Here is a 25,005-nt window from a genome sequence, read left to right on the forward strand (position 1 = left end):
TACAACTGCTCGCCTTATCGCTCATCATTTCGCTGATTGTCTGCTACGCCATATCTTGGAATAGCAATATCCAGTGTTTGCTATGCTGCTCAGATGCGTATCTAAACGCTCTCGCCAAAGCCTGTTCGGACTTTTCTATCACCGGGGCAATGCAGCTTTGTCGAATAAACGCCAGTGCATGCGATACCTGCTCTACATCAACCGTAACTGTAAACGCCACCAAACCGCCAGTCGGAGCCTGGCTTAGATTTCCCGACCTGGCGAGCCAGCCGCTTGATGGCTGGCACAAAAGCGCGCTGTGCCTTAATTCGCGGAGCGCCCTAATTACCCGATGTTCCAGACAATCGCAAAACCGGGGCGATTTAGATTGTCGTTCTGGCAATCGCAAGCAAACGCCGAGTGACCCAGAGCCCACCCGCAGAACACAGAATGCTCAAAACCGCCAGCAGCACCATTTTGCTGTAAGCGTCCATAGCTGAGCAGGCAAAGATCAGGCACGAAGCCATGATGCTTGCCGCCAGTGCCCACCAATGCTGGCTTGTCGGAAGTCGCAGTTTCTCCAACATAGAGGCCAGGCCTATTGAGTCGACGAGGATCCGAAGCGTCCAGGCCCAGGCGGCCCCTTCAATACCGAAGCTCTGGATGCTGACATACAGCAGCGGCAAAAACAAAACGAGTTCCACGAGATGCATCTTTGCCATCCAGGCTGCATGACCACGCCCCAAAAGGTACGTCTGGAAAATTTGGGCTAGGCAGTTGAACATCACCCCGATCGCCAGAATTCTTAGCGTCGGTGCTGCCCCACGGCTGAACTCGGGTGAAACCCACCAACCTAGAAGTTCTGGTGCAAACAGAATGATCAGAGCAACAACCGGAGTGACAGACGCTAGTACGATGGCACTACCTAAGATTAACAGTTGGTTACTTATGCCAACAAACTTGGTACATCGAGCCATGTACGGAAACAGCACACTGCTCAAGGCTGAAGGGAGAATGAATAGCTTGGTGACGAACTCATAAGGAGTGGTATAAAGTGCGAGAGAGGACGCAAAGGAACTCGACGCTAGAAAAAATCTGTCCATGTACAACATCAAGGCACTTGCCAGGTTTGACACCGTTATCCAGCCACCAAAGGTCAGCATATTGCGCAACTCTACCCTGCGTCTTGATTGGCTCACGTTTCCTTTTGGAAGATAAGTTCGGCAGCTCCATGCCATGACTAGCATTCCAACGAATCGCGCACAAAGCATGATTGCTATAATGTAGTCAATTCTAGGCGCCGACCCTAGAACAAAAACTGGTGCGATAAAGGTGACGAGCCCAAAGCCGAGACGCACCGTAGATACCACCGAAAATCGATGAAGCCCTTCCAGTATCCCGCGAAGACCGCCACTAATGATCACGAGCGGAATGCTCGCGGCCAGTAGCAGCACGCTTAGGTCGAACTCGTCTTTACCTAGACCAAAGCGCTGGTAATCGAACTGGCGTGTCACTACTAGAGTGAGTAGCCCCATGACTACGCCGAAAAGCGCCATCAGGCACAAGCCTGAACGAACCACGGAGCGGAGCCTCGGCATTCGTCCCTGCAAGGCTGCAACACGTTTGGTGAGCGCTCTAGAAATTCCAAGATCGAAGAGGCTGGCATAGCCAATGACTGCCCATATCAGAGTCAGCACGCCAAAGCGTTGAAGACCCAAATCATTGATAATATATGGAACGGTTAGCAAGCCTACTAAAAGAGGGATTGCCAGCGAGGCGAGGCTTAGAAAGCTGTTGCGAAAGATCATCGTGTGTCTTTGTTCGCTGAGGCATTGCGCGAATACCAGACAACCCAACTGATGAGACTGAGTGCCAGTCCTAATAGAAGAAACCCTGGCGCCGGGTATGTCAGCATGTCAAGGCGCTGGTACAGTCTTGGAGCATCGACCAGGCAGACCGGGTCGCTGAATGAATAGGTTCGACTGTCGGCGGTTTTGAATGAACAACCGGTGAACAAGGTCAGTTGCAGCCACCCTATGCCAAGCCCGAAACACACCATATAAATGAGCCAAATTCGCCAGATAGCCCGAGAGAACGAAATGCGCGCTTGGATGAAGTGCCAGCCGCCAGCCAACAAAAGACTCATTGGCGCTATCAGTGTGTGCAGATACCAGCCTGGGGCGCCCGCCCCGACCCCAGTCACCGCGATACGCACTAACAGATAGTAGATAAGCCCGCCGGTTACGGTGGCGACGATCAACAGAGCCAGTATGGCCAAGTCACGGCTTCTGCCCTTGAGCACGTCCACGGAACATCCGACCAGAGCGACAAACCAAAGCACCGCAGGTAGAACGAACAGGACCGGCGGGTAAGCACTTGAGGCAGTGCCGCCCCATACAAATGTCATACCGATGCCAAGCACACCCTTGATCACCTCAATAGGGTGCTGGAAGGCTCCGAACCAAAAAGAGGCACTTGGCGCTTGGCTTCCAGATAACTCAACAAGTCCGCTCAAAGAGCGACGTTGTTCAAGATTGGTCAAATAACCTTCTCCGGTAAACACGAAGTAGATCGCAATGACTAACAGAGCACCTGACCAGCTTCGTATGCGTTGTTTCCAGCCAGGCGCCAGAGCTCCCATCCACAACAGCCATCCGAAAATCGCAGCCGATATTGGTAGGAATGTCACTTTGGTCAGTCCGCCCAGCCCGAGCAGCACGCCCAGCCCGAGATACCAGTAAAGGCGTAGCGGGGTGATAAGAAATTGGACCAACAGCGCCCACACCATAGAAAGCAATAGCAGCACCAGGGAATCATTACCCAAACGTGCAAACTCCGGAAAAAAGCCTGGAAATAAAAGAGGCCATGCCAGCGCAATCCTGGCATACACACCATTAAGTTCCGGGCGTATGACGTTGATGGCTCTGGCCGTGGACCATAGCGAAATCACCAAGCCGGTAAAGGCCAGCGACCAAGACATCAGGCGCAGAATGAATAACTGGGCAGCCCACGAGAGATCGGCGGTCATCGATACCAAAGGCGCGAGCAACCGGTAATAAAGTGCAGGATGCTGAGCCTGCCAGTTACTGGCCGTGCCCGGAGAAAAAAACCGTTTGTGGGCGTTTTGCCCATGCGCAAGAGCTTTTGAAGCGTCGCCCTGGGAAAACCATGAACGGTAGGTAACGCCACCATTTTCATCAAATGGTAGCGTTGTGCTGTAAGGCATTGGCGCCAAGCGTTTGTAGGATTCAACCCCCTTTGCCAATCTGCCTTGTTGTAAAGAGGGCGCCTCTCCTGTATCAGCTAGCTGCTGGGCGTAAGAGTAGTGTGCCACCTCATCGTAACCCTCCCAAGGGGGAAGGAAACAGATGAAGGCGACACCAAGTAGATACGTTACGATCCAGATGACCGTGGTCAAGCAAAGATTATCCCCCACGCCCCAGTATCTATTCTCAGTGGTCAAGTATTACTTCCTTGTAAGCCTCACCATTCTTCACGATTTTGCGGTACTTGATCGACTTCACAGAAAAACCAGCCTGACCGAACAAGGATATTGTTTCGAACTGCAGTGTCGGTGTTTTACCTGGCGACACGACAAGAGGGAAAACGACCTTGTTCTCATAGGGTGGCAAAGAAACGGGCATTGGCGTGTTTGTCCCGATCGGTTTGATAAAGTAGCGCGCCACCTTGCCGAACATGGGAACTTTCGCGAGGCGATTTTCAATCGAATATGTCACTTCAACTACGTACACCTGATCCTGATCGAACTGATTGACTGCCAGCGGCTCCAAGTCCATTGAGTGGGAGTCTTTCACTAAAGCCAGTTCACCGTCCCAAGACGTTTTGGGTGCTATCCATGGGCCGAATTTCGACTGGCAGAGCTGGTCTGGACTGTCAACCCAATTGCTGGTTTTCGAGAGATCGCTTTTTCGGCGCCAGATCAAACTGTAATCGGTCTTTCGGACAACCTCATAGTTGGCAAGAATTTCTTCGTAAAATTTCCAGGTCGACGTCTGGATCCAGCGCTCATACGCCGTGTAAGACGGACGCAATGTATGAACAAAGGTCGGCTTGGAAATTTTAAAAGCACTCAGGTAATCAGCCCTTCTCTTTTGTCCAAGTGCATGAATGATGTAATCAACGCCCCCCTGGTTAACCGAATTCGACTCCAATTCAAAAAAGCCGGTGTAGGTAGACCAGAGAGTTGGGCGCTCATCGTAACGGCATGACTCTGGAGACCAGGTTTCAAAATACCTACCTGCGCCAGCTTTCTGGCCGTACTCTGATTTTGGCGGGAAAGGCCTGCTGTTCTTTCTATTGGAATCAGAGGTAACTTCATCTTGCTCATGTATACCTGGATACTTCGACCCTAGTTCATTGAAGTACAGCCATTCAGCCGCCAGTTTCGGTACTTTTTTGATGGCCGTGCTTTTTTTCAGCATGAACTCATCTGACGAAAACTCGATGGCCGACTTAACTATGAATTGCTGAGGGAAACCGTGTACGTAAGGTTCCAGTGGAGGCCCATCAACACATGCGATGTTGCTGTAGATGGAGGTGACGTGGCGTTCGAAAGCTTCATTCGGAAACTGAACAACGCGGTATTTGCTGACGTTAGCCAATTGCTTGGCTTCGCCAACCATCAAGCAGCTGCTCTTATCAACCTGCAGGCTGGCAATACCGTTCACCCAGATACCTGTCCTTTTTGAGTAGAACGGGGTCGAAGATTCCCTCCGGGCGGTCAATTTAGGATTTTCATACCGATAGTGAAAGCTCTTATCTTTCCCCGAATACGTGGACAGCAAGTGCGAAGGCGAAACCTGCTCGACTTTCTCCGGCTTTCCGTTCACCTCAATCTTTGTTCCATCGCTGATCAAGTCGACCAGCACCGCTGGAGGGTTATGGAAGATTAGGTAGGTCTGACGTTTATGCAGAAGCGCTTCAGTCTGTCCGACCTGAGCGCCCAGTAAGGTTTTCGGAGGAATAACGGTGGACGCAATGGAGAACAGGTTTCTGTACTCTCCGCCCACAGGGATAACGCCTGAGTAGCGTTTCTCCATAGCTACGCTACTGTAGTCCTGATTGAAACTGAAGGCGGAAGGGACAAAGCCTTTCAGGCTATACGGTGAAAATATTACAAAAAACAGCATACCGCAGAGCGACAGGATTCTAAAGCGAGAGACGTTCTCCGAAGACAGCCGACGTTCGATTAAGGTCCACGAAAACACAATAATGATCGCACAAGCGACGCGAGTGACTGCTTCCGAATAATGACTGGAAATCATGCCTAAATTGGAAATGAGCGCCACACAGCCATAGGCCAGTCCGAGCATCCAGATTCTGCATTCATTTTTTTTGATCTTGTCTTCTGATCTAAAAAATGAAAAGAGTACTAGAACAATAGCAATGAATATAAGAATGTAGTTTAAGAATGGACGACGGGTTCCCGGCACAAAAAACAGAGACGCAAAATCCTTTGGAAAGATATTTGGGTACGCACCGAAGTACCAGAACTGGTCGGCCGGCAAGTCAGTCAAATAGAAACTGATAGCCTGGCCTGGTTGGCCAAAGGTAATGACATAGATGATTGCCACATACACTGGCGGGGTGATCACGCAAAACAGCACTGTGTCACGTACACGGATATACCACTTGGGTTGCCCTGGGTGAACCAGTATCAGGGCACTCGCGGTCGCCAGAGAGAGCGCCATCCCCTGCTCCGTCGCAATAATCATTGCCACGGAGCAGAAAGCGATCAGAGGAAGAACAATTTGCGAAAAAGTCCGATCGCTGGATAGTTTCTTCTTTCGGTTAATGTAAAAGAGGTAACCTAGACAAAGTGCAGGTACAAATGTTCTGACAGCAAGAGAAGAATAGGCGTCGCCGAAAGGGTCGGTGAGCCAGAATATACCTGCCAGCTTTGTGGCGATAATAAAAAAGGCAGAAAGCCCCAGCGCCACAACGGGGCGTCTCAAGCCACCAAAAATGGCCAGTACAGCAGCGAAAGCGCATAGACCGTTAATGAGATAGCGTGAAATTTCAGAAGCAAATAGCGTCTTTCCAAACAATGCATATATTGGATAGTGAAAATAGGAAATCACCAGCCCGTGAAAAACCTGAAAGTCTCTTCCCGGAAGCTCGCCTGCTGCGATACGACGCAGGGGATTGATGTGCTGGAACGCGCCATCAATAGGGATGCTTGTGAAGAAGGTCGACTTTTTCAGCGTGTAAATGACCAACAAGATCAAAAGCAAGAGAAAAATGGAAAAACATAGAGCCTTCTCTATTGTGTGTAGATTTTTTAATTGATGACTATCAGATTTCATAAAGCGTACAAATAAAGATCCTGATGAATTTGTATAAGCCACTGCACATTTGAATTAACAAGGAATTTCAAGCGTACGCTTCTACCCTAATATTTTTCAGGATTATAGGAGCCAATACACGCCTTGATCAGCGTCATGAAAACTTCGATGTTTCCACGAAAAGCACTAATTTTTGTTGGGACCTCACCCCTCGGGTAGCGCCGAACAGTTGGTAGTTCGATGCATTTGAAGCCCAGGCGCGGTGCACGATAGGAAAGATAGGCCAGCAATTCATAGTTCGAAAAGACGTCACGGAAAATTGAGACCTTAGGATCGATCAACATCTTGCGGCTGTAGGCACGGAATCCTTGGGTGGTATCGGTCCAAGCGAAGCCGGAAGCTATGCTCAGAATCGGAGCATGGATGTAACGGATAGCGAAATCCCTGGATTTCGGCGTATTTTCAGCCATTCCCCCAGCTACGAATCGAGAAGCCTGAACAAAGTCCGCGCCTCGCTTGAGTGCTTCGATGAACGCCAGGATCGCATCCGGGTCATCCTTGTCGTTGCCGTCGATGGTAACGACACCTTCATAGCCCTGATCGAGTACAAAGGCATATGCACATCGTAGTTGAGCGCTGAGCTTCCCCGATGCGGTCTTGAGCACCAGGCCGCGAACACCTATACGCTGCAGTTCGTCGAACTCCAGCGAACCGTCCGTACTGCCACCGTCCGCAATAATGATGTCAGCAATGTCAGAGACATGGACCGCCGCCATTCTCGCCAGAAGATTTTTGATTCTGTTACCTTCGTTGATAACTGGAATCACCACGCACCAAGGGTGTTGCCGACCCAGCCACATTGATGTTTCGAAGGACGGGACTTGCCAGGATTCACGCAAAGCGGGTGCAATATCAGGGGACATCATTGTGTATACCTTCAAGCTACGCGAGCTGTAATCAGTACAACGCCAGCAATTACCAATAAGATCCCAGCCCCTGTTGTCCAGTGGAAGGGTTCACGAAAAATCAAAATCGAGGACATGGCTACAGCTGCAACCGCCCCTGCAGTCAAAACAGGGTGAGCGACATACAGGGGAAGCCGCGCCAGGGCTGCGGCGTAAAACAGGAATGCCGCGCCATATAGACCTAGCCCCAGCCAGAACGGCCAGTTGCTCAAGGCCGCCATCGGATCGCTAAGGGATGGAAACTCACGCGGAGCCATCATGGCCATCTTGATCAAAACGCTAGCCGAGGCATTGGAAAGAATACCAATAATTAAAATGAACCATTTCATTGTTCTGCTCCAGCGCGTTGAAAACGGTAATGGTGCGTCGCCACTCTCAGAGCCCGTTCAATCGAGACATGGTGCAGTTCGTTTTTGGTCCCCAGCATCTCGATCGATACCACCGGGTCTACTAAAAAGCGCTTGATCGCGGTAACCATGCGCCCATGATCAGTCCCGCCATCACCCAGTGTCACCAAGTCTGGTTCGCTGGCGTGAACGTGACCGATCAATGCTACGCAATTCTTCAGCACAGTCATAGGGTCCTCGCCATTGATCTGCAAGGCGCCCGTGTCGAATTGCATTTTGATCGCCGGGTGCGCAACCTGTCTCACGACCTCAGCGGTTTGCGCGCTGTTGGTCATGAAGTTGGCGCCGTAGCAGGTCGGGTTAGGTTCTAGGCAAATGATCACTCCATATGACTGCGCAATACCTCCCAGTTCTCTGAAAAAGGGCACCGCCATGTCCAGCGCCTGCTGGTCGTCCAGCCCGGTTCTGTCACGATTCTTAGGAGAACCAAACACCAGGCGAGTTGCGCCCAGGCCTCCACCAATGCGGCATACGGCGCTCAGGTGTTTGAGCATGGCGGCTCGGGAATCTTGCGAACCGAAAAGATTCAATCCCGAGGTGCCAAACAGCAGCGCCTGCATACCAGTGATGGCAATGCCGCGCTCTGCCCACCAGTCTTTCACGTAGGTGATTTCCTGAACCGAAGCACTGGCAGGGTCGGGGAAGTATTTGCCGGGGGCGATATCTATCGCATCGACACCGAAACGCTTCAAGAGTCGAAAGACGATCTCATCCTCTGCCGTGTCCCAGGCGATATTGGAGATAGCTAGCCTCATGCTTTGGCACCTGCGGCAGCTTTCACGGTTGGGGTGTCTGACTGCGCGTAGCTTCTGACCGCCAGAACGGTTTCACGGGCACTGTATTGATAAGCGCTCGATGCACCGAACAGCGCGGCATGCTTGGTTCGCATGTCATAGGTTGCCGCGGTATTGGCAAGACTGTTATCAAACGCTTTGCCGAAGCCCAGCGCGGAAATATCGGCCACGCTGATGGGTTCAGCGGTCAAGTGAATCAGCTTGAGGTTGGCTTTCAGGGCTGTTTCGATGTCGAACCAAAGGTTGACCATCGGATAGAACTGGAACACCCCTCGGCTGTCGATAGCGTGCAGGTTGTTATTGTTCAGGAAGTCGAAAATCACGTTCTTGCGCAATCCTGGGCCGACCAGGCCGGGCAGGCGAACGATCAGATATTCGGAGAAATGACCTTCGACAAACTTTTCCAGGCGGCGGCGATTGAGGCCATACGCGTGCAGGTCAGTCTCGTCGACGGGCGTGTCTTCGTCCACATCCAGCGCGGTTTTGAATACATCCACAGTGCTGATCAGAACGAACGTCTGGCATTTGATGGTTGCCAAGTGCGCGATCAGTTCATCGATTTTCCTTTGATCGGCTTCGGGATCACGATTGGCAATCCACTTTTGCGCAGGGGCGCCGGCGCAAACAACCGTGCTAAAAGACTGGCCGTCAATGTCGCAAATATTGGTCGAGCGGTAGAGCGACTCGAACTGAGTTTGTTTTAGGAGTGTCCCCCCAACGAAGCCAGTGAATCCGATAAGCGCGTTGTTCATTATATCTCCGGGGTGTTCTAGAAGGGAGCAGGAGACAGGGGTTCTGCATCGAGCGTTTCAAGCACATCGTAAATATTGTCTATTTTCCCGCCAAGCACCGAGTAACAGCCTGGCAAATTGCTATGTCGTTCCAACAGGATAGGGCGCCCGTCGTCACCTTCATTTTTCACCAGCACGGTTTTTACTTCGAACAGCGAATCGACATGCTTGGCCTCAAGTACTGCCGGCATGTATCGCCCGACATCACGGACCATGCGATCGACCCGACTCTGGTGCTGGTACTGTTTGAGCCTTTCATACGGATCGATCCCCCGCACATCCTTCCAATTCAAATGCGGTGTGTAGCGAACATGTGACAACGTATGCAAGCCGCGAGCCGGAAACGGCATTATCGAAAAGAACGGCCCGTCCATGACAGTGACGCCCAGCTCTCTAAGGGAGTCGGGCATGTGCATCAATGCCATCTCAGTAATTTCCTGTTTGAGACCGGAGCATACGCCGGAGAAATCGCCATCGAACTGATTGAGTCCACTATATGTACAGTTGAAGACATAACGGCACAAGATCAGTTCTTCCTTCCCGTTCTCGGACTTAGTCACGACCTGCAGTGGATGCTGTGCGCCTCGCGAGATTTTCATCACTCGCTTGTTGAGGTGGATTTCTACATAGTGCTGTTTGAGCTCATGCTCGATGTACCCCGCCAGCCTGGTCGAATCAAAGGCGTATTCTTGGACTAAGAAGACGTCTTCGATCAGTCGAGGCTCAAATAGCGCTCGCAAGGCAGAGGGAGCTGGCTGAGTTTGTGCACCGATTTCCCGACAGAATCGTTCAAACTGTTTGGCGGTTACCTTCGAGTTGCTACGTGCAATCGCGTAGAGCTTGGTAAAGTCCTGGCGAACAACTTGTGGCCAGTCTTGGAGGAACTTGGGTAAGTTGATCCTGCTTCGGTAGGCCGTGGTAAAGCTGCGCGGATAGTGATAACCGTTATGGACGCGAGCCTGATTGTTATAAGACGCGCGCTGCATTAAGGCCGCTTCGCGCTCGACTAGCACTATCCGTTTGAAGCCGCGTTGTTTGGCCAAATAAATGGCAATCGCCGCCCCATAGAAACCACCACCAATGACTACCGCATCCTGGCTGGATTCAAGATCCGACATTAGGAGGCCCTGTGGGTGGAAACGGTTATGGGAGCGTCTGCAACATGTTCAATGTTGAGTTTTTCGCGGCGAGTCATGCGAGCACTCGTAAACTCCTGACCAACATGATAGAGCGGTCCTTCATTGGACAGACTGGCCATGTTCAGGATGTATTCACCCAGCACGAGAAGCACGAGCGATATCAGGAAGAACATACCTGACTGTTGCAGCGAAAAACTGATCCAGCCGGGTGCAACGTCGGCTTTAAGAACACCGATGGCGACAACGTAGATGGAATAGATCAGATTGGCGATGGCCCCAAACATCGAGAGCGTTGTGACCAGACGCATCGGTGCACGCGTGGTGGAAACGAGCAGGCGCATGCCGCGATCAATGCTTTCTCCCAGGCGCTTAGGACGTGTGGCTTTTGGTGTTGCGCTGTACGTGAGGTAAGAGCGGGCAAAACCACCGGTTGCCGGCAAGTGGCGATAGGTGATCGCCGGTTGCGGGTGCTGAAGAATGAAGTTGATCACTCTCTTACTCAGCATCCGGTACTGCGGTGCTTCCTTGGCTAGGTGGACGCCGTTGAACCAGCTATACAACCCATGGAATAACGCATAAGCGCTTCGGTATGCCAGGCTTTGCGGTGGTTTCTGGTCGTTGTTGGCAAATACTACGTCGGAGCCTCTAACAGCTTTATCGAGCATTTCTGGCAGGAAATTGAGGTCGTCCACCAAAGGATCAATGACCACGACAAAATCGCCTAAAGCATTTTCCAGCCCAACCCACGAAGCGGTATCGGTATCGACTTCCTTGGTGAGCGCATAGACTTGTAAATTAGCAAAACCATCTTCGCCTGTTAGACATTTCATCACGGAGATACTGTCGTCTTCTGACGCATTGTCAACTATAATCAGCTCGTAGTCGCTCACGAGACTGGTAATTATAGCCGCCGCATCAGACAGCACATTCTCGATAATATTAGATTGGTTTCTAACAACAAAAACTACAGATAAAAATGGCACCATAAAGCCCTTCTTAACAGTTGAAATACGGTAGCTGCCAAGCTTAATCGCCCGCACTTAGATGCCACTAGCTCATCGTATACAATAGGAATTGTCTAACTGCTACATTCACGAACCTATATTTTTTTTATTAAAGTTGCCAGCATAAGCCCCACATTCCCAAAGAAGCTCTGCCGATATACACGAGCACGCACAACCCCTGAAATTCTTTGATACAGTCTTTTGTTCCGAGCAGTCTTAAAGTGTTTCAACGTCATCTGACTCTCTCCTGCAAGACGGTGATACATAGTTTCAAGGGCATGTATATTCTGGGAATTCCATTCGTAGAAACGTCCTTTTACGGCCATGCTTAAACGCTGGCATCGCGCGCGCCAGCTGGAATTACTGCCAACCAGATTCCCATCGTGCTGACGGTAAAGAACTCTGGGAACTGGGTCGTAGTAGATTATCCCACTTGCACCCGAAATCAGCTGATATGCCCACCAATCGTGAGAGGGAATATCAAGGTTATTGCCGGCCTCCTGTATAAGATGACATGCAGCCTTATTAAAAACCATCGTATTGCCGCCACCGATATTTTGAACTAAAGCATTGGAGAAGCTCGGTGGCAAACGAAACCTTGGAGAGTATCCAATCGGCGCGCCTGACTCATCTATCAGCTTGGTGCGACTGCAATAAAGTGCAGGAATATGCCTGGGGACTGCCTGTAACCAGGCTAGTGCTGCGTGTAGTTTATTTTCGGACCATATATCGTCCTGATCTGCCCAAGCAAAGAACTCTGCGTTTATATCTGTGCGGCATGTCAGAGAAAGGAAATTTTTAACGAAGCCTCTCTGTGGTCCTTGAACAATTTTAACTCGCTCTTGGCCCCAGCTATCGATGTAAGCCTGCAAAATATTCAATGTGCTATCTTGAGACCCGTCATCAGAAACAACCAGACTCCAGTTACGATGCGTTTGCCGCTCAAACGAGTCGATTTGCTCGGCCAAGAAACGTTCGCCATTGTAGCTACACATCAGTATTGCAACATGCGGGCTACTGCGAGTTGAGTGCGGATACTTTTGATCTTGAGCGGCAGTAGAAGAGAAAACAGGAGTATATACGGGCACGGAGACTTTCCCCCCAAGCTGGGCAGACGCATCAATACAATAATGTAATTCAGACGAATAATAGTTACCGTCCGGCGCAACGGGCTGCGCATTTTCGCGTAAAAAGATCACGAATTAACCCTCTGTTCATAGTAGCAGCACCTGCAACCTGGCTGGCATTACCAGCAATCACGAATCCCGGGCGAGCATTACACGCGAGACGCTGGATCATCGGAGTATGGTCTCCGCCATGGTTATCGACTGATATTACTAGGTTGAATTTCATTTCTTCTAATCCTCTGCATAATGCAAGCTGCGTAGGCGGGTTACAGCATGACCTCGGAGGACAGAGCCGGTGGTGGCTGGAACTTTCCGTTATTTTTTGTCTGCGTCTTCCGCCACGTGACATCATGGAATAGCGATCTCGGCTGTTTCACCTGCCTGCTCGATAATGAGCATGAGTTTTTTGCTAAAGCCTGTTTAGCCTTCGCCTCACCGTGAACGATGCGAATGTGGGATGGCCTATTTCGCATCCCGGTTACAAATCGCACCAACCCATCCTGTTCCGCATGGGCGGAACAACCTCCGATGCTCTCAATGCCGGCCTCTATGTCTAGCCTCTCACCGTCGATATCGACGTAGCCGCCCGCAGGCCCATAAGCCTGAATTGCGCGCCCTGGCGTGCCTGCTGCCTGGTAACCGACCAACAACACGTTGTGCCTTGCATTGCTCAGCATGGCTTTCAGGTATTTGACGATACGGCCACTGGAGCACATGCCATTACCGGCAATCACAATGGCCGGACGAGCGGTACGCGCAAGATGCTGGACCATGCGCATATGGGCGCAGTGGCTATCGACAGTTATTAGTTGCTCGAAGCACAGTGGACCGCGGCCGGATTGTACACGCTTGAGCGCCTCCTGATTCCAGAAGGGCTGGAGTTCTCGATAAGCTGCAGTAAAGCGGCTGGCCAATGGCGAGTCGAGGATGATGGGGAGTTCGGGCCAGTTCACTGTATTTGTCGCATCACCAGGGCTATTCGCGAGCAAGCTCGCTCCTACAACAGAACGCTGTTTGGTCTTGCTGGTGAATGATCGCTTCAAGCTCGTAGAGCAATTCCTGGGTGCGGCCGATGCTGAAGGCTGGGATTAGAACCGTACCTTGGTCCTTCAACGCTTTTTCTATTACAGCTTCGAGGCGCTGCCGGCGAGTGCGGCGATCTTCGTGCTGGCGATCACCGTACGTAGTTTCGATGACACGAATGTCCGCACCGTACGGAGACTTGGGTGCTGGTAATAACGGAGCGTGTGGTGCACCGAGGTCACCGGAGAACACAACCCGCTTCTTTTCGCCAGTCTTTGGATAAGCGAGGTCGAATTCGACATAGGCAGAGCCGAGGATATGCCCTGCTCGCTGCAAGCGAATACGGCATACGAGATCGTCCGCGTCGCGCAAGGTGAACCAAGTGTTGTAAGGCAGCGCGATGATGCGTTGCTCAACTAGCGCTATATAGCGCTCGACCTGTTTCTGGTCGCGGCTGACCCCAAGTTTGAAAGCATCTTCAAGAACGATGGGCAGTAGCTTGGCTGAGGGTTCGCTGCAAAGGATCGGACCGTCGAAACCAGCGGCAAGCAAGTAAGGTATGCGGCCGACGTGGTCATTGTGCACATGCGTTGCGATTAGTGCCCGGACACTATCCAGCGGGAATTCGATATCAAGGCTGCCCTGCCCCGATTTTCCATCTTTGGAAATATCGGCCCCTTGGAATAAGCCGCAGTCGATCAAGTAGCTGTGTGCGGGATCTGCATACAATTCATGGCATGAGCCGGTCACGCCGTTGACGGCGCCATGATGGACGATCTGTGGATACGACATCGGTTAGTTCCCTTAACCTAGCGATGTGAGCGGCTTCGCAAAAGCGGCGCATTTTGCCATGCGCTTAACCTCACACCAAGTGCGGGCTAGAAAAATGTTACGGCGCTTGGGAACTTTTCGAATTTAGGCCTGCACTAGGCTCTAGTTAGCGAAACTCGCTGCCACCTGCCGGCAGCGGCGATGTGCTCACTCGTCTTCGTTCACTCGATCACGCAACTCTTTCCCTGGCTTGAAATGCGGGACGAATTTGCCATCGAGCGGGACGGATTGGCCGGTTTTGGGGTTACGACCGACGCGGGGCGCGCGGTAATGGAGGGAAAAACTGCCGAAGCCGCGGATTTCGATGCGGTCACCGGTGGCCAATGCCTGAGCCATCTGCTCGAGCATGGTTTTGATTGCCAGCTCCACATCCTTGGACGAAAGCAGCCCTTGCTGGGTGACGATACGCTCGATCAACTCCGACTTGGTCATGGTTTTCCCTTCGTTTTCAAGCGGCTAGATCATTTGGGTTGCGCTCGTTTGTAGCATGTTGTTTAGAGTTTGAACAGCCCGACCAAGGGAACCGATTCACGCTTGTGTTGCACTCCTACACTAAAGCGTGCTGAGTGGGAGAAGCGTTCCGGTGCGATAACCGCCTCCGCTTCGACGACTTTGAGGGCAAAAAAAAGGTGGACCGAAGTCCACCCTTTTCTATTTCTGATGAGGACCAGCCTCATCGCGTGCCGCTACATCCAGGCATCAATCTTCGCGATAGCGACGCAGCTTGAGTTGCTTGCCACCGACGCGGGTGTCCTTGAGCTTGCCCAGCAGGCGCTCGAGACCTTCTTCCGGCAGTTCGACCAGGCTGAAGCTATCACGTACCTGGATGCGACCGATGTCTTCACGGGCCAGGCCGCCTTCGTTGAGGATGGCGCCGAGCAGGTTGCGGGCAGCGATGCCGTCACGGGCACCCAGCGCGGTGCGGCAACGAGCACGGCCTTCGGCCAACGGGATCGGCGCACGACGCTCACGGTCACCGCTACGCTCAGGACGATCCGAACGCTCACGCGGGCTGCTGGTCGGAACGAGCGGCTGCTCTTTCTCGACTTCAGCCAGGGTAAGCGCCTGGCCATTGGTTGCCTTGCGCAACAGAGCTGCGGCCAGGGCGCGCGGGCTGCAACCGATATCGGCAACCAGCTTGTCGAGCAGTTCGCCGTGGCTGGCTTCTGCATCGGCTACCAGTGGCGCGAGACTGTTGGTCAGTTTCTTGATGCGCGCGTCCAGCACTTGCTGAGCATTCGGCAGACGGGCTTCAGCCACCTTCTGGTTGGTGACGCGCTCGATGACCTGCAGCATGCGACGCTCACGCGGAGTGACCAGCAGCAAGGCACGGCCTTCACGACCGGCACGACCAGTACGGCCGATACGGTGTACGTAGGATTCCGGGTCGTAAGGCATGTCGACGTTGAATACGTGGGTGATACGCGAGACGTCGAGGCCACGGGCAGCGACGTCTGTCGCCACAACGATGTCCAGACGGCCATCCTTGAGCGACTCGATCACGCGCTCGCGCTGGTTCTGGGCGATGTCACCGTTCAGCGCGGCGGCTTTGTAGCCCTTGGCTTCCAGCGCGGCGGCCAGATCCAGCGTGGCCTGCTTGGTGCGCACGAAGGCGATCAGTGCGTCGAAGTCTTCAACTTCGAGCAGGCGCAGCACGGCAGCAATCTTCTGATCAGCATGGACCATCAGGTGCGCCTGCTCGATGGCGGTCACGGTCTGAGTCTTGGTAGCCACCTTGATGTGCTGCGGCTCGCGCAGGTGCTTCTCGGCGATTGCGCGAATCGAATGCGGCAGGGTCGCGGAGAACAGCACAGTCTGACGGCTTTCCGGCATGGCTTCGAAGATGACTTCGAGGTCGTCCATGAAGCCAAGCTTGAGCATTTCGTCAGCTTCGTCGAGAACGAGGTACTGGATGGTCGACAGCAGCGTGCCGTTACGGCTCAGGTGGTCGACCAGACGACCCGGGGTGGCGACGATGATCTGCGCGCCCTGGCGGATGGCCTTGAGCTGCGGCCCCATCGGAGCGCCACCGTAAACGGCGACGACGCCAACGCCTGGCATCTGCTTGGAGTACGTTTCGAACGCAGTGGCAACCTGCAGGGCCAGTTCACGAGTTGGTGCGAGAATCAGCGCTTGTGGCTCACGCTTGGCCGGATCGATCTTGGAGAGGATAGGCAGCGCGAAGGCTGCGGTTTTACCGGTACCGGTCTGGGCCTGGCCGATCATGTCGTGGCCGCCGAGAATTACCGGGATAGCCTGGCTCTGAATGGCCGAAGGCTCTTCGTAACCTACTGCAATGACAGCAGCGAGTACGGAGGGATGAATACCGAGTGCGGCAAAGCCGCCGATTTCCTGGGTCATGGGTCTTTTCCTGATGCTCCGCAAAGACCCATGTTCCGAAGCTGCGCATGCCATGCAAAACCCGAAGGTCACCCTGGCAGCCTGGTCGGCGGGGTTTGCGAAAACGTAATGAATGATGAATCGTCTAGGACAGCCGCGAGAAGCGGAAAGCAGCCGAAGCAGCGCTTCGTGTGTTGCAGTACCTGAACGCAGGCTGGGTTTCAGCCGGCGCGTACTATACCGGAATTCTGTGAAGCTGTGCGTGTAATTTGTCTTTGGAGTTAGGTTCCGGTGAGCGGATTTCGCGCGCGTAACACGCTAGCGTATGCGCTTAAAGTCCTCTTATTAGAGCGCGCGGCTAGTGAACGGGCTCGAGCTAGTCTTCGCGAGCAAGCTCGCTCCTACCAGAGCACCGTGCTGAACTGTTGTTTACGTGAGCCATACATGGGCATGGCATCGGTTGGTAACTCATCGCGCGCTCAGCTCGCCGGCCTAAGTGCGCCGATCAGTGAATCCAGCGTGTAGCCCAGCCGCGGCGCCAGCGCTGCGGCGCGCTCACGCAGGCCAGCCTCGTCGAGCGTCTGTTCCAGATCGGCGGGCACGAACAGGATGACGTTGCCCTCCTTCACCGGGCATTCCCAATAGTGGCGATGAAACAAGCCACGAAGCAACGCCGCACCCAGCGGCTTGTCCTCGTCGGTACCCCACTGGTTGATGATCAGCCAGCCATCTGGGCTCAGCTTTTGCTGGCAGCTCTGGAGAAAACGCCACGCCAGGTGCGCGGCCGCCGGGCCTACGTCTGTATAAAGGTCGACAAATATCAGGTCCGCGGCTTCGGCCGAATCCAGCAACTCCACTGCATCGCCAATGCGGATATAAAGCCGCGAATCGTTCTGCAGGCCCATATAACGCATCGCCAGCTCAGGCACGTCCGGCCGCAGTTCGATGGCCTCGACGTCTTCCAGCGGCAGGAATTCGAGGCATGCCTGGGTCAGGGTGCCAGCGCCTAGCCCGAGAAAAAGCGCGGTTTCCGGAGCAGCGTGCAGCAAGCCGCCCATCAACATGGCGCGCGTATAGTCGTACTCCAACCAGCTCGGATCTTGGATAAACACGCAGCTCTGCTCGACCGCCGCGCCGAACTCTAGAAATCGGTACTCGCCCACTTCCAGCACACGGATCAGGCCGAACGCGTCATGCACTTCAGCCAGCAACACTTCCTGCTTGTCCACCTGCGCTCACTCCCAAACCGGTCGGCGCATCTTACCAGCCCGATTAGCAAGGGCTATCAGCGCTGAGCTGTCGCATCAGGTAAAATTTGGGCACTTTTTGCGGACGGAATCAATTTCCATGAGCCACGCCTGGAGCCCCACCAGCTGGAGAACCAAACCTATCCAGCAGCAGCCCGAATACCCGGACGCCGCGCATCTGCAGCGCGTCGAGAGGACGCTGGCGAGTTTGCCGCCACTGGTGTTCGCTGGCGAGGCACGGGAGCTGCGCCGGCAATTCGCTGAGGTCACCCAAGGCCGCGCGTTTCTGCTGCAGGGTGGTGATTGCGCGGAAAGCTTCGCCGAATTCTCCGCACCAAAAATCCGCGACACCTTCAAAGTGCTGCTGCAGATGGCAATCGTGATGACCTTCGCCGCTGGATGTCCTGTAGTAAAGGTCGGGCGCATGGCCGGCCAGTTCGCCAAACCGCGTTCCTCCGGCGACGAAACTATCGACGGCGTGACCCTCCCGGCGTACCGCGGCGACATCGTCAACGGTATCGGCTTCGATGAGAAAAGCCGCGTGCCGGACCCGGAGCGCCTGCTACAGGCATACCACCAATCCACGTCCAGCCTGAACCTGCTGCGCGCCTTCGCCCAAGGCGGTTTCGCCGACCTGCACCAAGTGCATCAGTGGAATCTCGATTTCATCGCCAACTCCCAGATGGCCGAGAAGTATCACCGCCTGGGCGCACGGATTGATCAGGCGCTGAGGTTCATGCGCGCCTGTGGAATGGACAATGCGCCCCAGTTGCGCGAAACCAGCTTCTTCACTGCTCATGAGGCATTACTGCTGAACTACGAGCAGGCGTTCGTGCGCCAGGACAGCCTCAGCGGTGGTTGGTACGACTGCTCTGCGCACATGCTCTGGATTGGCGACCGCACGCGGCAGCTGGACGGCGCCCATGTGGAGTTCCTCCGCGGCGTGGGCAACCCCATCGGGGTGAAGGTGGGGCCAAGCATGGCCAGCGAAGAACTGATCCGCCTGATCGATATCCTCAATCCGGAGAATGATCCCGGCCGCCTGAACCTTATCGTGCGGATGGGTGCAGACAAGGTTCAGGAAGGCTTGCCTCGCCTGATTCAGACTGTGCAGCAAGAAGGTCGTCAGGTGCTGTGGAGCTCCGACCCGATGCATGGCAACACCATGAAGGCCTCCAGCGGCTACAAGACCCGGGACTTTGCACGAGTGCTGGCCGAGGTGAGGCAGTTCTTCGACGTGCACCGCGCCGAAGGCAGCTACCCCGGCGGGATTCATATTGAAATGACTGGGCAGAACGTCACGGAGTGCATCGGCGGCTCACGCCCGATTACCGAGGACGGGCTCTCCGACCGCTACCACACCCATTGCGACCCCAGGCTGAACGCCGATCAGTCGCTGGAAATGGCGTTCATGATCGCTGAGACGCTGAAGCAGGTCCGGCCTAGCTGATATCACCTGCGATGGTGTGCGCCCGGCTCGTTTGGCGAGCTGGGCGCAGTCCTCACGTCAAAGGACCGCGCGAGTCGCTGGAGTCAGGTGTACGAGACTGCAGCGGAGCGCTATCCGACCGTTCCCAAGCCCCCACTGCCGTGGTCGGCTGAAGCGGTGCACCGCCCACCCTACAAGCGTTCGCTTGGGACTTATGGCTTGAAGCCCGCGGCTGCCGTTACAAGCTCATCACATCGAGGAAGCGTGGCGTGGCGTCGTTGTCGATGCGCAGGCTGGTGAAATCGAACAGATTACGATCGGCCAGTTGCGAGGGCACCACGTTCTGCAAGGCGCGGAACATGATCTCGACGCGGCCCGGCGACTTGCGCTCCCACTCCTGCAGCATCTCCTTGACCACCTGGCGCTGCAGGTTTTCCTGCGAGCCGCATAGGTTGCACGGGATGATCGGGAACTCTTTCATCTGGGAATAGGCTTCGATATCCGCCTCGCTGCAATAGGCCAACGGGCGAATGACCACGTTGCGGCCATCATCGGAAAGTAGCTTGGGTGGCATGGCTTTTAGCGTGCCGCCATAGAACATGTTGAGGAAGAACGTCTCGAGGATGTCGTCACGGTGGTGACCGAGCGCCATCTTGGTCGCACCGATCTCGTCAGCAAAGGTGTAGAGCGTGCCGCGACGCAGGCGCGAACACAGCGAGCAGGTGGTCTTGCCTTCCGGGATCTTCTCCTTGACCACCGAATAGGTGTCTTTCTCGACGATGTGGTACTCAACGCCGATGGACTTCAGGTATTCGGGCAGCACGTGCTCGGGGAAGCCGGGTTGCTTCTGGTCCATGTTGACGGCCACGATCTCGAACTTGATCGGCGCGACCTTTTGCAGGTACAGCAGCACGTCGAGCATGGTGTAGCTGTCCTTGCCGCCGGACAGGCAGACCATCACCTTGTCGCCTTCCTCGATCATGTTGAAATCAGTGACCGCCTCGCCGGCAAGGCGACGCAGACGCTTCTGCAGTTTGTTCTGGTTGACCGAGAGGTTGCCCATTTCAGGAGTCCGGTGAGATGCGAAAGGCGCGCATTTTACGCGCAAAAAGCACCGGTACCCCACCCCATCCATCCAGCCGTTTGCAACGCTGGCCTTGTGCTAGGCTTTGCGTCATGAACGATGATCTCGATCCCGAAATGGACTTGGCCGAGCAGATACTCGTGCTGCTGCGCGAACAGCCGGAAGGCTGCAGCGAATATGAGTTGATCCAACAGCTCAAGGCCCGCCATAGCACGCATATCCCCAACCTTCCGCTGCTCGACAAGCTCGTGCTGTTCCGTACCCATTTCCTGGTGTTCAACGCGCTATATCGCTTGCGCAATCAGCTCTGGGGCGAGACGAGCCATACCGTGCAGATCTCACCGCTGTGCGTCCAGCTTCAACCTTACGTACCCGGGGTCAGCGGCATTGTCGAAAACGATCCGCTGCGCGATTACTACCTCGACATGACCAACCTTCGCGATACCGATGAAGCTGAAGTGGAGCGCTTGCTGGCGAGCTTCTGGTCGCGCATGCGCGGCGATCATCTGGGTGAGTGCAACGAAAGCTGGGACCCAGATCAGAAGCGCGCTGCTCTGGAGCTGTTCGAACTGGACCAGGAGGCTGCGCCATTGAGCTTGCACACCATCAAGCGGCGCTATCGCCAGCTGGTCAGCATCCATCATCCGGACCGGGGCGGCAGTACGACACGCCTGCAGTCAATCAATTTGGCGATGGAAATACTGCAACGCTATTACCGATAGGCTCATAGCTCCCAAATGCTCTAATCCGGCCCGGCGCGCCGTACCGTCCTCTTCCTATACTGCGACTTAAGGTCGCACGCCCGTCCAACTGACGGCACGCCAGGCGAAGCGACCCTCCAAAACCGAGGAGACGCTGGCATGATCAATCACGTTTGGGGACTGTTTGCTCACCCTGGCCAGGAATGGCAGGAAATTACCGGAGAAGAACGCGCCGTTGGCCGACTGCACCTTGGAGAAGTGGCGGTACTGGCAGCGATTCCAGCCATCTCGGCGTTCATCGGCACAACGCAGGTTGGCTGGAGCATCGGCGGAGGCGAAGCAGTCAAACTCACTGAAAGCAGTGCACTGCAACTGACCATCCTCTCTTACCTGGCGATGCTGGCGGGGGTCGCGGTCATGGGCGGCTTCATCCATTGGATGTCGCGCACCTACGACGCCAGCCCGACGCTCGTTCAATGCATCGTGTTCGCCGCATACACCGCCACGCCGCTGTTCGTCGGTGGCCTGGCCGCGCTCTACCCGCATATCTGGCTGGGCATGATCGTGGGTACGGCTGCGATCTGCTATACGACCTACCTGCTCTATGTCGGCTTGCCGACCTTCATGAACATCCACGCCGATGAGGGCTTCCTGTTCTCCAGCTCAGTGTTGGCTGTCGGACTGGTCGTCCTGGTCGCGATTCTGGCGCTCTCGGTGATCATGTGGGGCATGGGGGTTGGCCCGATCTACGTACGCTAACGTCACCAGGAAACGGGCCGACGCGATGGCCTCCGCGTCGGCCCGTTTTTTTTGCCTGCGACAGAATGGCGTTGAATCCCTGCCGCGCTCGAGCGTCTAAACCAGCAAGACCCGCTCAAGCGTCAGCATCGGAGGCCTCATGACCCCAGAATTCATCAGCTTGTTCACCCGGCCCGACCGCGCCTGGGAAACCATCCGCCAGAAGGAGGATGCTCACTCGCTGCACTACCTGATGCACCTGCTCCTGCTGGCCCTGGTTCCGGCCGTGTGCCTTTTCATCGGCGTCACCATCGTTGGCTGGAGTCTGGTAGATGAGGAGCGCGTTCGGCTCGATACCGCAAGCGCCTTACAGCTCTGCCTGTTGCTGTATCTCGCTATCGTTATCGGAACCGTGATCATGGGCTTCTTCGTACGCTGGATGGCACGTGCGTTTGATGTTCGTCCTAACCTCAACCAGTGCATCGGCTTCATTGCCTATGTCATCACGCCGTTCTTGCTCGCCGGTTTGACCGGGTTGTATCCGAATCGCTGGTTTGCCGCCATCGTGCTGCTTATCGCCGGCATCTATTCGACCTACCTGCTGTTTACCGGACTGCCTGCATTCATGCGTCAACGCAGCTCACAGAGCTTCCTCTATGCCGCTTCAATCTGGGGGGTAGCGTTGCTGACACTAGTAACGGTGATGGTTACCACGATCCTGTACTGGAATCTCTCCCTAGCGCCCACATATGAACGAACTGTGCAGCAAGACCAGGCCTACGGAACTCAGGATGATCTCCCAGAGCGTGTTCCCCCTAAGCTGTGAGTGGTTGTCAGCCAAGCGGAATGCGGCATAATTCAGGGCTTCCTCGGAGGCCCTATGCCCGATCAGCTACACGCGCGAGTCGAAGCCTGTTACCAACAGGCCGAAGCTTTTTTCAACAAGCGCTTCGAGCGGCCACAAGTCAGTTTCAAACTGCGTGGACAGAAAGCCGGCGTTGCGCACCTGAACACCAACTTGCTGCGATTCAATCCCCAGCTGTATCAGGAAAATAGCGAGCACTTCCTCAAGCAGACCGTGGCTCACGAAGTGGCCCACCTGATCGCTCATCAAATGTTCGGCGGCCGGATTCGTCCACATGGCGAAGAGTGGCAATTGATCATGCGCGGCGTGTACGAACTCACGCCTGATCGCTGCCATAGCTACGCAATCACCCGTCGGCAGACCAGCGCTTATATCTACCGCTGCGCCTGTCCCGAGCGGGACTTTCCATTTACAGCGCAGCGCCATGCCCTGGTACGCAAAGGGCGCCGCTACTTCTGCCGCAGCTGCCGCGCCACCCTGGCTTTCAGCGGCGAACTGCGAACCGACTGAGCGACCGGCGCGCTACAGGCGCCTGGCGCGCCAGGCGGCAATCAGAAACAGCGTAGCCAGCACCGCCATCAGCGGCAGCCATCCCGCATGTTCCCAGACATAGCCCGCCGCATAACCCACCACACTCGAGCCCAGATAATAGGCACACAGGTAGAGCGCCGAGGCCTGCGCCTTGGCGCCCTTGGCATGTACGCCAACCTGTCCGCTGGCCACGGCGTGCGCGGCAAAGAAGCCGAGCGTGAACAGCGCCAGCCCGACCACAATCGCGAACAGCCAGGGTGTCGAACACAACCCCACGCCCAGCAGCATCAGCCCAACACCGCCTTGCAGCACCGTTCTCGCACCCAGGCGTGGCACCAGCCGCCCGGCCCAACCGGCACTGAATATTCCGGCCAGGTAAACGGTGAACAGCAGACCGATAACGGCCGACGAAAGCCCGAACGGTGCCCCGGCCAGACGGAAACCAATGTAGTTGAACAAGGCGACGAAGCCGCCCATCAGCAGAAAAGCCTGAAGGAAGAGATTACGCAGGGTCGGATTGCTCAGGTGCTCGGCAAAATTGCTCAGCAACCCGCGCAGCGACAGCGGTTGAGCCTTGAAATGACGAGACGGGGGAAGCAGCCAGACAAAGGCGCCCAGCGCCACCAGACCCAAGCCGGCAATTCCGCCAAGCGCCAGCTGCCAACCGCCGAGATCGCTTAACAGGCCCGACAGGAGCCTGCCCAAGAGGCCACCCAGTGCAGTTCCGCCGATATACAGCCCCATTGCCGCTGGCAACGATTCGGGATCGAACTCCTCCCCCACGTAAGCCATCGCCAATGCCGGTAGCCCGCTGAGTGCGAGCCCCAGTAACGTCCGCAACACAAGCAGCAGCGCCCAGGACTCCACCAGGGCGCAAGCAAGCCCAAGCAAGCCCGCCAACAGGAGCGCCACGCCCATGACATGCTTGCGCCCCCAGCTTTCCGCCAAGCCGCCTGAAATCAACAGGCAGAGCGCCAGTGACAGCGTGGTCAATGACAGAGCCAGGCTGCTGGTGGCGGCCGATACTGAAAAATGCAAGGCCAGCAGCGGCAGCAGTGGCTGCACGCAATAGAGCATGGCAAAGGTTGCGAACCCGGCGCAGAACAACGCCAGGGTCGCTCGACGGTAAGCTGCGGTGCCGCGTTTCAGGTGGGAATTAAGCGAGTCACAGGACATGAAAACAATCTCTACGCCCGGGCAACACGGGCCCAAAAAAGCCTAACAAGCTAGCACAACCTTACTATCAGCAAGTTGCCTACATACCGTCCCAGAGCCTCGTATCCAGCAAATCGCGATCGAGCGCGACGGACGAAACACCTCCGGCACGAGCCAGTTCATTGCGCCAAATCAATATAAGTGGTTTTAGCCCCCATAGCCCTTAGTCAAATAGACAGCTGACTTTGATTAAGCAGGGAACGCTTACTAGACTCCCACTACGCCACTCGGATTAAAGGTGAACGTAGTGCCGCACCATACCGATCCCGCACCTGTGGGAAAGCCGGAAGAAACACGGCTATTTGTCTTTCTGCTGGTCTTTCTATTTCCGCTTTTAAGCGTCCTGACCGTATCCGGCTATGGCTTCATCGTCTGGATAAGCCAGCTGTTTTTTGGCCCGCCCGGCCCGCCGAGCTGATTGCCTCAGCCCTGAACTCCTCCCTCCAATGTTTGCTTGCTCGTTTACGGGCAGGCGGAGCTTCATAACAAA

At 55.0% G+C, this 25,005-nt stretch carries 21 protein-coding genes and 1 pseudogene; 6 read left to right on the forward strand and 16 right to left on the reverse strand.

The annotated features are described in order from the left end of the window. Positions 1-362: 362 nt before the first annotated feature. The 14 genes and pseudogenes from CXK96_RS01050 to CXK96_RS01115 form a co-directional block, all read right to left on the reverse strand. Positions 363-1,787: a flippase gene (locus CXK96_RS01050; RefSeq protein ID WP_102834666.1), complete on the reverse strand. Its 1,425-nt coding sequence runs from the start codon at positions 1,785-1,787 to the stop codon at positions 363-365. Beyond that, positions 1,784-3,442 (reverse strand): hypothetical protein, encoded by a 1,659-nt coding sequence (locus CXK96_RS01055; protein WP_102834667.1) that lies wholly within the window; start codon positions 3,440-3,442, stop codon positions 1,784-1,786. The genes CXK96_RS01050 and CXK96_RS01055 overlap by 4 nt, the downstream gene beginning before the upstream one ends. After that, positions 3,432-6,305 carry a hypothetical protein gene (locus CXK96_RS01060; protein ID WP_102834668.1) on the reverse strand — a complete coding sequence of 958 codons (2,874 nt, stop codon included), beginning with the start codon at positions 6,303-6,305 and terminating at the stop codon, positions 3,432-3,434. The genes CXK96_RS01055 and CXK96_RS01060 overlap by 11 nt, the downstream gene beginning before the upstream one ends. An 86-nt stretch (positions 6,306-6,391) precedes the next feature. Continuing rightward, positions 6,392-7,210 carry a glycosyltransferase family 2 protein gene (locus CXK96_RS01065; protein WP_256061683.1) on the reverse strand — a complete coding sequence of 273 codons (819 nt, stop codon included), beginning with the start codon at positions 7,208-7,210 and terminating at the stop codon, positions 6,392-6,394. Between the two features lie 11 nt (positions 7,211-7,221). After that, positions 7,222-7,578 (reverse strand): DMT family transporter, encoded by a 357-nt coding sequence (locus tag CXK96_RS01070; RefSeq protein WP_102834669.1) that lies wholly within the window; start codon positions 7,576-7,578, stop codon positions 7,222-7,224. Further along, the gene (locus CXK96_RS01075; protein WP_102834670.1) at positions 7,575-8,411 is read right to left on the reverse strand and encodes a sugar phosphate isomerase/epimerase family protein; all 837 of its coding nucleotides are present in this window, start codon (positions 8,409-8,411) and stop codon (positions 7,575-7,577) included. Before CXK96_RS01075 ends, CXK96_RS01070 begins: the two co-directional genes overlap by 4 nt. Beyond that, positions 8,408-9,202 (reverse strand): NAD(P)-dependent oxidoreductase, encoded by a 795-nt coding sequence (locus CXK96_RS01080; RefSeq protein WP_102834671.1) that lies wholly within the window; start codon positions 9,200-9,202, stop codon positions 8,408-8,410. Before CXK96_RS01080 ends, CXK96_RS01075 begins: the two co-directional genes overlap by 4 nt. Positions 9,203-9,219: 17 nt before the next feature. Further along, positions 9,220-10,359 (reverse strand): FAD-dependent oxidoreductase, encoded by a 1,140-nt coding sequence (locus CXK96_RS01085; protein ID WP_102834672.1) that lies wholly within the window; start codon positions 10,357-10,359, stop codon positions 9,220-9,222. Then, positions 10,359-11,366 carry a glycosyltransferase gene (locus tag CXK96_RS01090; RefSeq protein ID WP_102834673.1) on the reverse strand — a complete coding sequence of 336 codons (1,008 nt, stop codon included), beginning with the start codon at positions 11,364-11,366 and terminating at the stop codon, positions 10,359-10,361. Before CXK96_RS01090 ends, CXK96_RS01085 begins: the two co-directional genes overlap by 1 nt. A 113-nt stretch (positions 11,367-11,479) precedes the next feature. After that, positions 11,480-12,583, reverse strand: coding sequence for a glycosyltransferase family 2 protein (locus tag CXK96_RS01095; RefSeq protein WP_336442429.1), 1,104 nt, complete (start codon positions 12,581-12,583; stop codon positions 11,480-11,482). Positions 12,584-12,777: 194 nt separating this feature from the next. Continuing rightward, positions 12,778-14,326, reverse strand: a pseudogene (locus tag CXK96_RS01100) (MBL fold metallo-hydrolase RNA specificity domain-containing protein). Between the two features lie 186 nt (positions 14,327-14,512). After that, the gene (gene ihfB, locus CXK96_RS01105) at positions 14,513-14,797 is read right to left on the reverse strand and encodes an integration host factor subunit beta (protein WP_019340642.1); all 285 of its coding nucleotides are present in this window, start codon (positions 14,795-14,797) and stop codon (positions 14,513-14,515) included. A 267-nt stretch (positions 14,798-15,064) separates the two neighbouring features. Further along, entirely contained in the window at positions 15,065-16,726 is a 1,662-nt protein-coding gene (locus CXK96_RS01110; protein WP_102834675.1) for a DEAD/DEAH box helicase, read from the reverse strand. Positions 16,727-17,184: 458 nt separating this feature from the next. Then, a complete protein-coding gene (locus CXK96_RS01115) occupies positions 17,185-17,934 on the reverse strand; it encodes a spermidine synthase (RefSeq protein ID WP_102834676.1) in 750 nt (249 codons plus the stop codon). Positions 17,935-18,052: 118 nt separating this feature from the next. On the opposite strand from CXK96_RS01115, the gene CXK96_RS01120 reads away from it, so the two are divergent. Further along, positions 18,053-19,402 (forward strand): class II 3-deoxy-7-phosphoheptulonate synthase, encoded by a 1,350-nt coding sequence (locus CXK96_RS01120; RefSeq protein ID WP_102834677.1) that lies wholly within the window; start codon positions 18,053-18,055, stop codon positions 19,400-19,402. 217 nt (positions 19,403-19,619) lie between these two features. Here the strand turns inward: CXK96_RS01120 and ttcA are convergent, their stop codons facing one another. Next, positions 19,620-20,444, reverse strand: a complete 825-nt coding sequence (gene ttcA / locus CXK96_RS01125) for a tRNA 2-thiocytidine(32) synthetase TtcA (RefSeq protein WP_102834678.1) — start codon at positions 20,442-20,444, stop codon at positions 19,620-19,622. 113 nt (positions 20,445-20,557) lie between these two features. Here ttcA and CXK96_RS01130 point away from each other — a divergent pair, with 113 nt between their 5' ends. The 4 genes from CXK96_RS01130 to CXK96_RS01145 all read left to right on the forward strand — a co-directional run bounded on the left by CXK96_RS01130 (position 20,558) and on the right by CXK96_RS01145 (position 23,279). After that, on the forward strand, positions 20,558-21,187 hold the full coding sequence (locus CXK96_RS01130) for a DNA-J related domain-containing protein (protein WP_102834679.1): 630 nt from the start codon (positions 20,558-20,560) through the stop codon (positions 21,185-21,187). Between the two features lie 138 nt (positions 21,188-21,325). Further along, complete coding sequence (locus tag CXK96_RS01135; protein WP_102834680.1) at positions 21,326-21,925, forward strand: Yip1 family protein; 600 nt, start codon at positions 21,326-21,328, stop codon at positions 21,923-21,925. A gap of 139 nt (positions 21,926-22,064) precedes the next feature. Continuing rightward, a complete protein-coding gene (locus CXK96_RS01140) occupies positions 22,065-22,730 on the forward strand; it encodes a Yip1 family protein (protein ID WP_102834681.1) in 666 nt (221 codons plus the stop codon). Positions 22,731-22,784: 54 nt separating this feature from the next. After that, a complete protein-coding gene (locus CXK96_RS01145; RefSeq protein WP_102834682.1) occupies positions 22,785-23,279 on the forward strand; it encodes a SprT family zinc-dependent metalloprotease in 495 nt (164 codons plus the stop codon). Between the two features lie 12 nt (positions 23,280-23,291). On the opposite strand, the gene CXK96_RS01150 is transcribed toward CXK96_RS01145, so the two are convergent. After that, positions 23,292-24,476: an MFS transporter gene (locus CXK96_RS01150; protein ID WP_102834683.1), complete on the reverse strand. Its 1,185-nt coding sequence runs from the start codon at positions 24,474-24,476 to the stop codon at positions 23,292-23,294. 286 nt (positions 24,477-24,762) lie between these two features. Here CXK96_RS01150 and CXK96_RS01155 point away from each other — a divergent pair, with 286 nt between their 5' ends. Then, entirely contained in the window at positions 24,763-24,933 is a 171-nt protein-coding gene (locus CXK96_RS01155) for a nitrate reductase (RefSeq protein ID WP_081262905.1), read from the forward strand. The last annotated feature ends 72 nt before the right edge of the window (positions 24,934-25,005 follow it).

The organism is Stutzerimonas stutzeri (assembly GCF_002890895.1).
In the GTDB taxonomy this organism is placed as follows: Bacteria; Pseudomonadota; Gammaproteobacteria; order Pseudomonadales; family Pseudomonadaceae; genus Stutzerimonas; species Stutzerimonas stutzeri_AB.

Excerpts from the sequence above, each read along its gene's own strand:
- CXK96_RS01050 (WP_102834666.1), bottom strand. The coding sequence starts at position 1,787 with ATGATCTTTCGCAACAGCTTTCTAAGCCTCGCCTCGCTGGCAATCCCT.
- CXK96_RS01060 (WP_102834668.1), bottom strand. The coding sequence starts at position 6,305 with ATGAAATCTGATAGTCATCAATTAAAAAATCTACACACAATAGAGAAG.
- CXK96_RS01065 (WP_256061683.1), bottom strand. The coding sequence starts at position 7,210 with ATGATGTCCCCTGATATTGCACCCGCTTTGCGTGAATCCTGGCAAGTC.
- CXK96_RS01070 (WP_102834669.1), bottom strand. The coding sequence starts at position 7,578 with ATGAAATGGTTCATTTTAATTATTGGTATTCTTTCCAATGCCTCGGCT.
- CXK96_RS01075 (WP_102834670.1), bottom strand. The coding sequence starts at position 8,411 with ATGAGGCTAGCTATCTCCAATATCGCCTGGGACACGGCAGAGGATGAG.
- CXK96_RS01080 (WP_102834671.1), bottom strand. The coding sequence starts at position 9,202 with ATGAACAACGCGCTTATCGGATTCACTGGCTTCGTTGGGGGGACACTC.
- CXK96_RS01085 (WP_102834672.1), bottom strand. The coding sequence starts at position 10,359 with ATGTCGGATCTTGAATCCAGCCAGGATGCGGTAGTCATTGGTGGTGGT.
- CXK96_RS01090 (WP_102834673.1), bottom strand. The coding sequence starts at position 11,366 with ATGGTGCCATTTTTATCTGTAGTTTTTGTTGTTAGAAACCAATCTAAT.
- ihfB (WP_019340642.1), bottom strand. The coding sequence starts at position 14,797 with ATGACCAAGTCGGAGTTGATCGAGCGTATCGTCACCCAGCAAGGGCTG.
- CXK96_RS01110 (WP_102834675.1), bottom strand. The coding sequence starts at position 16,726 with ATGACCCAGGAAATCGGCGGCTTTGCCGCACTCGGTATTCATCCCTCC.
- CXK96_RS01120 (WP_102834677.1), top strand. The coding sequence starts at position 18,053 with ATGAGCCACGCCTGGAGCCCCACCAGCTGGAGAACCAAACCTATCCAG.
- ttcA (WP_102834678.1), bottom strand. The coding sequence starts at position 20,444 with ATGGGCAACCTCTCGGTCAACCAGAACAAACTGCAGAAGCGTCTGCGT.
- CXK96_RS01130 (WP_102834679.1), top strand. The coding sequence starts at position 20,558 with ATGAACGATGATCTCGATCCCGAAATGGACTTGGCCGAGCAGATACTC.
- CXK96_RS01135 (WP_102834680.1), top strand. The coding sequence starts at position 21,326 with ATGATCAATCACGTTTGGGGACTGTTTGCTCACCCTGGCCAGGAATGG.
- CXK96_RS01140 (WP_102834681.1), top strand. The coding sequence starts at position 22,065 with ATGACCCCAGAATTCATCAGCTTGTTCACCCGGCCCGACCGCGCCTGG.
- CXK96_RS01145 (WP_102834682.1), top strand. The coding sequence starts at position 22,785 with ATGCCCGATCAGCTACACGCGCGAGTCGAAGCCTGTTACCAACAGGCC.
- CXK96_RS01150 (WP_102834683.1), bottom strand. The coding sequence starts at position 24,476 with ATGTCCTGTGACTCGCTTAATTCCCACCTGAAACGCGGCACCGCAGCT.